The 11,628-nt window shown below is 34.2% G+C and carries 10 protein-coding genes; 7 read left to right on the forward strand and 3 right to left on the reverse strand.

The window, feature by feature from the left end; all coding sequences use genetic code 11:
* Positions 1-334 precede the first annotated feature (334 nt).
* A complete protein-coding gene (locus D5R40_RS41435; RefSeq protein ID WP_275670386.1) occupies positions 335-463 on the forward strand; it encodes a hypothetical protein in 129 nt (42 codons plus the stop codon).
* A 435-nt stretch (positions 464-898) separates the two neighbouring features.
* On the opposite strand, the gene D5R40_RS25545 is transcribed toward D5R40_RS41435, so the two are convergent.
* Positions 899-1,678, reverse strand: a complete 780-nt coding sequence (locus D5R40_RS25545; RefSeq protein ID WP_124145370.1) for a class I SAM-dependent methyltransferase — start codon at positions 1,676-1,678, stop codon at positions 899-901.
* Positions 1,679-2,495: 817 nt separating this feature from the next.
* Here D5R40_RS25545 and D5R40_RS25550 point away from each other — a divergent pair.
* The 4 genes from D5R40_RS25550 (at position 2,496) to glgA (ending at position 5,491) form a co-directional block, all read left to right on the forward strand.
* A complete protein-coding gene (locus D5R40_RS25550; protein WP_124145369.1) occupies positions 2,496-2,831 on the forward strand; it encodes a nucleoside triphosphate pyrophosphohydrolase in 336 nt (111 codons plus the stop codon).
* A 57-nt stretch (positions 2,832-2,888) separates the two neighbouring features.
* Positions 2,889-3,137 carry a Rid family hydrolase gene (locus D5R40_RS25555; RefSeq protein WP_205127391.1) on the forward strand — a complete coding sequence of 83 codons (249 nt, stop codon included), beginning with the start codon at positions 2,889-2,891 and terminating at the stop codon, positions 3,135-3,137.
* 260 nt (positions 3,138-3,397) lie between these two features.
* Positions 3,398-3,862: a DNA phosphorothioation-associated protein 4 gene (locus D5R40_RS25560; protein WP_124146587.1), complete on the forward strand. Its 465-nt coding sequence runs from the start codon at positions 3,398-3,400 to the stop codon at positions 3,860-3,862.
* 213 nt (positions 3,863-4,075) lie between these two features.
* On the forward strand, positions 4,076-5,491 hold the full coding sequence (gene glgA, locus D5R40_RS25565; RefSeq protein ID WP_124146586.1) for a glycogen synthase GlgA: 1,416 nt from the start codon (positions 4,076-4,078) through the stop codon (positions 5,489-5,491).
* A gap of 178 nt (positions 5,492-5,669) precedes the next feature.
* Here the strand turns inward: glgA and D5R40_RS25570 are convergent, their stop codons facing one another.
* The gene (locus tag D5R40_RS25570; RefSeq protein ID WP_124146585.1) at positions 5,670-6,098 is read right to left on the reverse strand and encodes a DUF1824 family protein; all 429 of its coding nucleotides are present in this window, start codon (positions 6,096-6,098) and stop codon (positions 5,670-5,672) included.
* A 796-nt stretch (positions 6,099-6,894) separates the two neighbouring features.
* Between D5R40_RS25570 and D5R40_RS25575 the strand changes: the two genes are divergently transcribed.
* Together D5R40_RS25575 and D5R40_RS25580 are read left to right on the forward strand one after the other, a co-directional pair.
* Positions 6,895-8,064: a glycosyltransferase family 4 protein gene (locus D5R40_RS25575; protein WP_124155421.1), complete on the forward strand. Its 1,170-nt coding sequence runs from the start codon at positions 6,895-6,897 to the stop codon at positions 8,062-8,064.
* Positions 8,065-8,122: 58 nt separating this feature from the next.
* Positions 8,123-10,141 carry an ABC transporter ATP-binding protein gene (locus tag D5R40_RS25580; protein ID WP_124146583.1) on the forward strand — a complete coding sequence of 673 codons (2,019 nt, stop codon included), beginning with the start codon at positions 8,123-8,125 and terminating at the stop codon, positions 10,139-10,141.
* A gap of 314 nt (positions 10,142-10,455) precedes the next feature.
* Here the strand turns inward: D5R40_RS25580 and D5R40_RS25585 are convergent, their stop codons facing one another.
* Positions 10,456-11,331, reverse strand: a complete 876-nt coding sequence (locus D5R40_RS25585) for an alpha/beta fold hydrolase (RefSeq protein ID WP_124146582.1) — start codon at positions 11,329-11,331, stop codon at positions 10,456-10,458.
* Between the last annotated feature and the right edge of the window lie 297 nt (positions 11,332-11,628).

Below are 11,628 nucleotides of genomic sequence, written 5' to 3' on the forward strand. Positions count from 1 at the left end.
AAGAAATATCTATGAAATAGTCTGGAGAAATAAAAGACACAAATTTGACATCCTCTCCCGGTAAATCGGAGATGATACTGGGAGTGCTCAAAGCTGCTTTTTTGATAGAAGTGATCGCTAATAAAGAAAAACCCCACAATTTGTCATTCTGTGAAGCACCTAAAAAATCGCCCAGTTTTTTTGCCTTGCATTGCTCAAATAATTGTGAGAAGATTTAACTATAAGGGTTAACTCGCCTATGCGCTTGACTTTTTATTCAATCAAGAAATATCTATGAAATAGTCTGGAGAAATAAAAGACACAAATTTGACATCCTCGTCCCGGTAAATCGGAGATGATACTGGGAGTGCTCAAAACTGCATTTTTGATAGAAGCGATCGCTAATCAAGAAAAGTCCCATAAATTATCATTCTGTGAAGCACCAAAAATTGCCCAGGTTTTTTGCCTTGCATTGCTCAAATAATTGTGAGAAGATTTAACTATAAGGGTTAACTCGCCTATGCACTTGACTTTTTATTCAATCAAGAAAAATATATGAAATACTCAGCACTCACTGCCACAAACAGTCTAGAGAAATAAAAGACCCAGATATAACCAGATTTGAGGTAATTTTTATTAGTTATTGATTGATAGCGATGTAGCTACCGCACTTGCTCCGCCAACGCTCTATTGAAAAACCGGATAAATTTTCATCTTGTGAAGCACCTAAAATCATCAAGCAAGATTGTTTGCCTTGCATTCTCCAAATAATTGTGAGATAATCTAACTATAAGGGTTAACTCGCCCATACACATGACTTTTTATTCAACAAAAAAATAGTATTTCACATAAAAATAAATTATTATTCGTTTTCAATTAGAGAGAATTTAAATAGCTCTCCTATGAGAAATCTAGCTATTTAATTGTAATTTGCTCGAGAAAAATCAGACTTTTTAAACACTAAAAAATGTTGTTGTGGTAAAAAATCATCAGTCTCTTGCCAAACCAAACCCACAGAATTCATTTCTTTTTTTACCTGTTCCTCAGTCATCTTGTGCAAACCCTTAATCATAATCATCGGATTTTCACCCCGATATTCCAATAAAATAACCCGCCCACCAGACTTCAAAGCAGCAACTATTCCCAACATCATTTCTCGCGGATATTCAAACTCGTGGTAAGCATCAACTAACAAAGCAATATCAACAGTAGAAGGAGACAAATTAGGATTATCTACATCCCCTAAAACCGTCTCAATATTAGTAATATTTTCCTCATTTTTAACAAAATTAATTAACTCCAACATCTCCGGTTGTATATCTACCGAAATTACCTTACCTTGAGGAATCAAAGGACTAATTCTAAAAGTAAAATAACCAGTACCAGCACCAATATCTGCCACAACATCTGTAGATTTTAAATCAAGACGATCGATAGCATTTTGAGGATTTTCTCTATAACTTCTGCTAGGTCTTTCTAACCAAGCAGCACCTTCATGACCCATAACTTTAGCTATTTCTCGACCTAGATAAAATTTCCCAATACCTTCCGGATTATGGATAGTTTTATATTTATAAACTCCATCGGAACTAGCAACTACATTAGTTTTTACAGAACAAGCATTTAAGAGTAGACTTAGAAAAACTATAGATAAAATTATGCCTACATTTTTTAAATAGTTGATGAACAATTTATTCACACTTAACTAGGATTAAATAACTAGAATAATCTTATCATATTCCACAAAATTAGTAAGTAAAGCCAAAACAAAATTTAGTTATAACTACTTTCCTGATAGTCGCCTTATGCCAAATTCAAGAAAGATTGTTACAGTAAAATATAGATGCTTAACGGAATTGAAAAATCTTCATTGTTTATTTATTATACCTACCACCTACCACCTACCACCTAACACCTAATACCTTGAATAGCCAATGTAGCAATATTTTTTGAAAATGGTATTATATATCTGCTTCTAACCGTTTGATTGAATAGAGTGAATTAATGACCGCTGCTAAAGCAATAATTTACTCGTTAAACAATTAACAATTAATAATTACCTCTGATTTTTATTCAATCTTGTTATCAAAATAAATATCAATGTTTTTTATTCTTAAACGGAGACGGTTAAAAACTGAAATTATTAATTATAAGTTATGAAGTAAATAGGAAAAAAAAGCTATATATCCAAACAAAAAAACATGATTTTCAATTTAATAAATTTAGTTATAGCACGATAGATAAACAAGATAAATATCCCCCTTTTTACCGAATGATTAAGGTTTAAAGCCTCTCCTTGGATGCGCCGCGAGTTGTCGCTCTACAAAGAGAAACAAGAAAAAAATTTCCCTACCGCGTCAATCCTCTTCTTTTCAAGAAGAGGTAATTGTTAATAATTAATAATTAATGATTAATTATTAATAATTGAAAGTCTTGGTATATATTTTAATTTGAGATACAGTAGTTTATATCAATTCAAGCAATCAATAACAATTAGTTGGTAAAGTAATACAATTATGCCTCAAGAATATAATAAATTAGTACGCGATCGCATTCCCGAAATTATCCGTAAAAGTGGTTTAGACTGTGAAACTATCACTCTCTCAGAAACAGAATATCGCCAAGCATTACGAGAAAAACTTATTGAAGAAGCCCAAGAAGCAGCAACAGCAAGTAACGCTGATTTAGCCATAGAAATAGCTGACTTATTAGAAGTAGTAGATGCTTTACTCAAAAGTTATGGAATTTCTCATAATCAAATTACACTCGAACGAGATCAAAAATGCGCAACTAAAGGAGATTTTGAGCAGAAAATCATGTTATTGTGGACAAAAGAAAATAATACTAAATAGAAACTATTAAAAATGTTGAGGAAAAACATCTTAACTAACACACCTTGAGAAGCAATTGTGGGTTATTCTCGTGCAGTAAAAATCGGTAATTTTATTTATGTCTCAGGTACTACTGCTACCGATAAAACTGGGAAAATTATGAGTACACACACTTATGAACAAACTGTACAAATTATCCAGAATATTGAAACAGCTTTACAGACAGTCGGAGCAAGTTTAAAAGACGTAGTCAGAACCAGAATTTATGTAACAAATATCGATAAATGGGAAGAAATAGTTCAACAATTAATAATTAATAATTATTAATTATTTTCAAGGAGAGGATTGACGCTTAAGGAAAAATTTTTCTCTCTTGGTCGATTGGATATGGCGAGGAGACCCGTTCTTACAGACCCGCTCCGAAGATCGCCATCCCACCCTACGGGAAGCTGCGCTAACGACCGCTTGTTTCTCCTTTAAAGGAGAGAATTTCAACCTTAATTATTCGGTAAAAACTTCATAGCTTCAATCTATAATTTTGAAAATTTTACACATCTCGAACAGATTAATATATTTAATTTTTAGTAATGAATAGAATTAGAATTGCCAGAGATAAAGCAGATTTAGTCAAAGCTTTAACCGAGTCAGAAGAAAAAACAGCTCCTTTTAAAACTTATGCTGATGTAATGGTATTTGCCGCATCTTTAGCCATTAAGAAAAACCACCGAGTTCCACTAACAGAAATTTCTCAAAGAGAACCAGGTCCAATTAGTATTGAAGTGTTTTGGTCTAGGGGATATGACAGTATTATTAAATTAATCGCGATCGCCGACACAAAAGATACACAAATTCTCTCTCCAACAAATGAAGAAATAGAAGAAAATTACATTAAAATATTTGAAGAGTATGCCAATGGAGGGTTAGAAATATTACGAGATGAAATGCGGGGTGCAGTAGATTATTCAGAACGACTTTTATTAGTCTTAATTTCCCAGAGATATCAAAAATCTCAGCCAGAAGCAGAATTTGATTTAACTAAATTTTTGAAATAAATAAAAAAGTTCAAAAATCAACAATTAACAGTTATACCAATTTGATGTGAGGCTTCACAGATATTTATAACTGTTTAACCGAAGATGATATAACTCTTTTTTGACTGTTGACTTTTGACTTTTAATTTTTAACTTTTGACTTATATTTAGGTGCGCCCATACAGGTATGATGACGATATTGAGCATCAAAAAGGGAACGCAAATTAAAGAATCATGCGAATTTTATTTGTGGCAGCTGAAGTAGCTCCTTTAGCCAAAGTTGGTGGTATGGCCGATGTAGTCGGAGCCTTACCCAAAGTGCTACGGGCCATGGGTCACGATGTCCGTATCTTTATGCCTTACTATGGCTTTCTGGGCGACAAAATGGAAATTCCAGAAGAAGCAATCTGGGAAGGAAATGCCATGTATCAAAGCTTTAGCATTTATGAGACGGTACTACCAAAAAGCGACGTGCCGTTGTACCTATTTGGCCATCCGTCTTTTTGGCCACGTCGTATCTACTACGGAGATGACGAAGACTGGAGGTTCACTCTATTTGCCAATGGAGCGGCTGAGTTTTGCTGGAATGGCTGGAAACCAGATATTATTCATTGCAATGACTGGCACACAGGCATGATTCCAGTTTGGATGCATGAAACCCCAGATATTAAAACCGTATTTACTATTCATAACCTAGCTTATCAAGGACCTTGGCGCTGGTTATTAGAAAGAATTACTTGGTGTCCCTGGTATATGGAGGGACATAATACAATGGCTGCAGCAATACAGTTTGCCGACCGGGTAACTACTGTTTCTCCTACTTATGCAGGTCAGATCCAAACACCAGCTTATGGCGAACGCCTAGATGGTTTAATGTCTTTTATTAGCGGTAAGTTAACAGGTATTCTTAATGGTATTGACCTGAACTTTTATAATCCAGCTAATGACAGATACATTGCTCAAACTTATACTATCGATACCTTAGAAAAACGTGCTGCTAATAAAATTGCTCTCCAAGAAGAGGTAGGCTTTGAAGTAAATAAAAACACGTTTTTAACAGGAATGGTCTCCCGACTGGTAGATCAAAAAGGACTTGATTTAATGCTGCAAGTATTGGATCGGTTTATGGCTTATACCGATAGTCAGTTTATATTGTTAGGCACAGGCGATCGCTTCTATGAAACCCAAATGTGGCAGATAGCTACTCGTTACCCTGGTCGTATGAGTGTCCAACTTTTATATAATGATGCCCTATCTCGGCGGATCTATGCAGGTACCGATGGTTTTTTAATGCCTAGTAGATTTGAGCCTTGTGGTATTAGTCAAATGTTGGCCATGCGTTATGGTAGCGTACCTATTGTGCGTCGCACAGGAGGGTTAGTTGATACAGTATCTTTCCACGATCCAGTTAACAATGCTGGCACTGGCTATTGTTTCGATCGCTATGAACCACTAGACTTCTTTACTGCAATGGTTAGAGCTTGTGAAGCTTTCCGCTTTAAAGAGCAATGGCAAGAATTACAGAAACGCGGTATGAGAGAAAACTTTAGTTGGGACAAATCAGCTCAGGAGTATATTAAAATGTACAAATCAATACTTGGCTTACCTGAGGAAGAAACAACAACAGACAAGGAGCCTGAATTAGTCTAGTAAAACCTAATTTTAGAATAGGAATTGAGTTAAAACACCCAATTCCTTATTTCTTTATTTCTTTTCTTTTTATAGAAAGCTTGTACTGAAATTTATCAGTTGTCAGCTTTTTTATTTCTCCGAACGTCTTGCTTTTCAAGCTAGTTAATTTACTGAATTAACATCAAAAATGCTTTTTTTAAGTAAATAAATCTAGCGGTAAATGACCATAAGTTCCATTAATTCCTGTATCTTCAGCAGATTGACAAGATACTAATACCCCTCTATATTCTCCAATATAGGATTCAAGATGATATGACTCTTTTATCCCATTAAACTTGATATAAACTGAACCTTCAATTGTTCTAAAATTAGAATCATCAATTAGGGTAGTATTATATCCTAATGCCCCTAGATAGCTTTCTAAAGCAGATAAAGCTTCAGTAGTTGATTCGGCACAAATTCCCAACATTTGATAGTCAGACAAATTAGCTAATAGCAAAATTGCTGCTTGAGTAATAGCTTTTTCCTCTGGTGATTCTACTAACTTAATGTTTTGACAGGCAAATTTATGGAGGATTTCTTCAGCTTGAACAACAGTGAGATTTTGAATGTTTTGAGTAGACATATAATACTGTAAATTGTATGACGATAATATCTGTAATATTGGTGGGATAACAGGAGTTTTATCAAAATTATACAATTTTCAATAACTCAACTAAATAAAGTTAATCAATGACAGCCTAATATTACATCTATCATATTGTCTAAAGTACAAAATTTATAATAGTTAACTGAGAATATGAAAAATACTATAGTAACCAGCCTATTTTATACTTCCTACTCTCTAACCCTTGAAATAATTAGCTATCTCAAGAGTTCAGGGTTAATACTTACTTCTGAACTTTCATGTAATAATTGACAGGAAGCTTTCACATGAGTTATTATCACTATTAATCAACTATAGCCATCCTAAGATAGAATATGAATATAAGCTACATATAAATAGAATTAACCGTTAGTATTTAGATGATTAAAAATTTTTCCAACCTATTTAGATAATTTATATTATATTATTTAAGTAAAAATATTTGATGAAACAATCTTTTTGATGATGAACTACAAGTTTAGTCAAATTTATTATGATATCAATAAACTAGAAAAACTTGCTATCTTGCTATCCATAAATAAAAAAAATAATTTATGACTATCTTCATAGGTCTTGAGTTGTATCAATACTTTTTAAATTTATCCATTACACTAATCTCTACTATTTTTATTCAAAAATATCGCACAAATAAAATATCTACATAGGAATATAGAATAAAATTTCTCAATAACTAATTACCAAATTAATAAAATAATCCTTAGATCCAATAAATAAAATTATAATAGAAGTAGTAAACTCAGGAAATTAATCATCAGTGAAAATATCATTAGTTGTTAGTGACTTATCAACCAGTGGTGTGGGAAGATGGGGAGGCGCAGTACGTCCTTTCTTATTATCTCAAGCACTAAAAAAACTACAAGTAGATGTAGAAATTGTGGGCTTTGTTAGTGGAGAAAAACAACAACTAACAACTAATCAGGAAAATACTATCATCGCCATAGATAGCCACAATTACTATCCCAAATTTTTATTATCAGCCAAACAACTTCTAGATAAAATAACAGGAGACATAATTTACGCCTACAAATTAAAACCTACCAGCCTAGGTTTATCTCTAATCAGAAAAATGCAAATCCATCGCCCAGTATTTTTAGATATTGACGATTGGGAGTTAAGCTGGCATGGAGGAGATAGTTGGAAATATCATCCCAGTCTTAAACAATTAGCTAGAGATATCTTGAAACCAGAAGGAGCATTGCGACAACCAGACCATCCCTTTTATTTAAAATGGATAGAAAGTTTTGTCTCCAAAGCAGACAGGGTAACTCTACACAATCAATTTCTCAAAAAACGCTTTGGTGGTACTTATTTACCAAATGGAAAAGACACAACTTTATTCGACCCAAGCAAGTACGATCCAGAGGTAAGTAGAACTCGTTATGGCTTGAGCGGTTATAAAATTTTAATGTTTCCAGGGGCACCACGACCTTATAAAGGCGTAGAAGATGTTTTAATAGCCCTAGAGAATATCAATCAGCCAGATTTAAGGTTGGTCATTGTCGGAGGTAGTCCTTATGATGATTATGACCGTCAACTAATGGAAAGATGGGGACATTGGATAATTAAAATGCCAAAATATCCACCTACAGTTATGCCAGAAATTGTAGCGGCTGCCCATATAATAGTAGTCCCCCAGAGAGATACTCCAGAAGCTCAAGCACAATTTCCATTAAAACTAACTGATGGAATGGCAATGGCCAAACCAATTATCGCCACAAAAGTAGGGGATATTCCAGAAATTGTAGGCAATACTGGCTATTTAGTCGATCCTAGTTCTCCCGAACAAATTGCAGCACAAATTGAATTAATATTTAACGACTTAGCTACAGCAAATACCAAAGGCATGAAAGCTAGAAAAAGATGTATTAAATATTATAGTATTGATGCTATGGCAGAAATTTTATCAGAGTTAATCAAAATTTAGTGAGCAGGTATTAAGAGTAGTAAAAATTGAGATATTGTAAGATACAAGGAAAATATAAATGTCTACAAAAGAATTTATTTTAAGATTTATTCGGCGTTATCCTTTCCACATAATAGGAAATATTGCATTAGGTTTTGCCGGAGGATTATTTAATGGAGTTAATACAGCCCTAATAGTACCTATACTACTGCAAATTTCTGGGCAAGAAATTGAACTGAAGGGTTCTCCACCTATAATTAATTTTTTATTATCTCCTTTTGAGGGAGTACCAGAAAAGTATCGTCTTGTGGTGATGCTTTTAGCAGTCATATTAACTATTGTTCTGAAAAATTTAACCATATATTTAAAGAGTTTGTTATCAGTAGCCTTTAGTCGTAGGCTCACAAATAGTATTAAATCGGAAATGTTCCAAACATTAATGGACAGCGACTTAGACTTCTTCACAAAAGTAAAAGTAGGAGATTTAACAAAACGTTTAGGCTCAGATACAGCTCAGTGTACTGCAACAGTTAATGCTTATATTAATTTAATAACTCAATTAATAACTGTTTTATTATTTGTAAGCATACTAATTTCTATCTCTTGGCAACTTACTTTGATTTCTACTCTATTGGTAACCTTAATAGCAGGTATTAATCAATTATTTATCCTTCGTTCAAAAAAATTTGGGTCTTTGTTGAACCGGGCACAAAAAACTTATGCAATCAAAGTAATTGAAGCTCTCAGTGGTATCCGGTTAATTAAATCAGTAAGTAGCGAAAATAGAGAATATAAACAGTTAAGAAAATTAATGCTGTCCTTGGAAAATATAGCGCTGAAAGAAAAAATGAATTCAGCGTTAATCGCACCAGTTAATGAAGTGACAAGCATAATTACAGTAATCTGTATTTTATTATTAGGTAAAAATTTATTTGCCGGTACAATGGAAAATGTTTCTGCTATCTTACTTACCTATCTTTTAGTTCTATTTCGGTTACTACCAATGATATCAGGAATTAATAGTACCCGTAATCAAATTGCCAAAGGGTCTGCTAGTTTTGATATGGCTGTAGACTTATGGAGAAGAGATAATAAACCAATAATGAAACCTGGTTCCATACCCTTTCAAAAAGTTAGGAGGAAAATTCATTTTAATAAAATTTCTTTCTCTTATCCAGGTAATAGTAATCTAGTTCTCAAAAATGTTGATGTATCTGTACCTCAAGGTAAAACTTTAGCATTAGTGGGAGGTTCAGGAGCAGGTAAGTCAACATTTGCTGACCTACTACCAAGATTTTATGACCCTACCTCTGGTTCCATTACTATAGATGGCATTGACTTGCGTGAGTTCGATATTACCAGTCTCAGAAAAAGAACTGGTATTGTTAGTCAAACGACTCATTTATTCAACGACACAGTCAGAAATAATATTTTTTATGCTTGTCCTGATGCCACAGAAGATGAAATTATTCAAGCTGCCAAACAAGCTAATGCTTATGATTTTATTATGGAATTGCCGAAGCAATGGGATACCGAAATAGGCGATCGGGGTGTTATGCTTTCTGGGGGTCAACGTCAACGCTTGGCTATTGCTAGAGCATTACTGCAAGATCCAGAAATATTAATCTTAGACGAGGCCACCAGTGCCCTTGATACTGTTTCTGAGCGTTTAGTGCAGGAGGCCATCGATCAATTAAGTCGAGACCGAACAGTTTTAGTTATTGCCCACCGTCTCTCAACAATTCAAAATGCAGACAAGATAGCTGTTTTAGAGCGTGGAGAATTAGTGGAAATTGGCACTCATTTGGAACTTCTACAAAAAGAAGATGGTTACTATCGCCGTCTCTATTCTATACAGTTTGGCGGCCAATCTAAGGCAGATAATTATATTGACCAGCAACTTTTGACTAAAGCTTCTTATGAAGCTCGTGGTTTTCTCAATCAAATTGTTGGTTCTTTAAGACTATTAGTTGATGAAATAATTGATACACCCGAAGAACAAACAGAAATTACTGAGGAAGCTTTTCAGTCCGCAATTTCTCTTTTAAGAACCTTAGAAATATTTGAAAATCAAATGGTAAATGGGAACAAAGGTTAAGGCTCAAAATTTTATCGGCTCAGTTATTATTATTATTATTATTATGAATCATTAATCAAAAATTTTGATATATTCAGAGAATTAGCTGATTTTATATAATGTTTTTATTTGAGATGTAAATCTAGATTGAGGTTTTTTATTATCAAAAAAAGTGCACTGATGGAGTAGCTTCTATCCTTGTGTTTGCTAGTATTTATTGCTGTTTTCTCTCCTTTACTATTCTCTCCATACCTTTTTGATAACACTTAGTCTCCACATCCCAGATAAAAACGCTATAGAACAAAGTTTGTCATACTAAAACGCTAACTGGAGTTCTATCGCTCCCATTTTTCAAATATCCATTCTTGCAAAATAGGATTGACTAATTCCGGTGCTTCATCTTGAGGACAATGACCAACCCCAGGTAAAGGAATAAACTTTTCTACTGTTTCAAACTTAGCAAATTCTTTTGCCAATTCAATATTCTCCCAGGGGTCTTCCTCTCCCCATAAAATGAGAGCTGGACATGGTAATATTGGCAATAAATCTTCAGGTAAAGGTCCTTGAGAATAACCAGTAAAAGCCACAAAAACATCAACTGCTCCCTCATCTTTTGCTGGTGTTAAGAGTATATCTATTAATTCATCAGTAACAGCTTCAGAACGTTTATAAGCTTGCAACAATACTCGCCTGACTGTTTTCTTTGTTGCTAACTGATTAAAAAATATTTGACTTATCCACTTGACTTTGAGCGCTTTTTGTACTATATCTGCTCCTTGACTGCGATACCAAGGAAGAGTAGACCGTTTCCGTTCGTGCAAAAGTCGCAAAGAACAATTAATAATTCCTATACCCAAAGCAATATCTGGATAATCTACTGCTGCCTGCATCACCGCAATACAACCAACAGAATTTCCGACAAGAAAAGCAGGGGTGCCAACTATCTCTCTACAGAAATCAGCAATTTGTTGACCCCAGGTTTCAAATGTATAGGTAACATCTTTGCTTGGGGTTGGTTTAGCTGAAGCACCAAAACCAAGTAAGTCAATAGCATAACAGCGACAACTGGTAGCTAGTACAGGAATATTTTTGCGCCAGTGTCCCCAGGAAGCACCAAAACCATGTACGAGTAATACAGACGGGCCTTTTTCTCCTTGGCTTTGGTAGCAGATAGGCCAACCTCGCCATATCCAAGTTTTAGCGGTAGTCATCAGATTTTAAGATGTATCGATCGTTAGTTTGATTATTTTACCTGAATTTACCTTGAGGAATTTTCTGTAGTTTGCGATCTAATAATTTTCATCTTAAACCTTCAGGACTTAGACATTTTTAGGACAAAAACGCTATATATACCATAGTGCTATAGTTTTTATATACTATATATAGTACCTTTGCATAAGTCCTGGCCTTAAAAAAATGAGTAATTTATCTCAATAATTATCTTCTAAATTAGATTTATCATTTTCTTTGTGGGTTTAATACCCCACCGTCAACGGGGGTGTTCACGC

Source organism: Okeania hirsuta (genome assembly GCF_003838195.1).
Lineage (GTDB): Bacteria > Cyanobacteriota > Cyanobacteriia > Cyanobacteriales > Microcoleaceae > Okeania > Okeania hirsuta.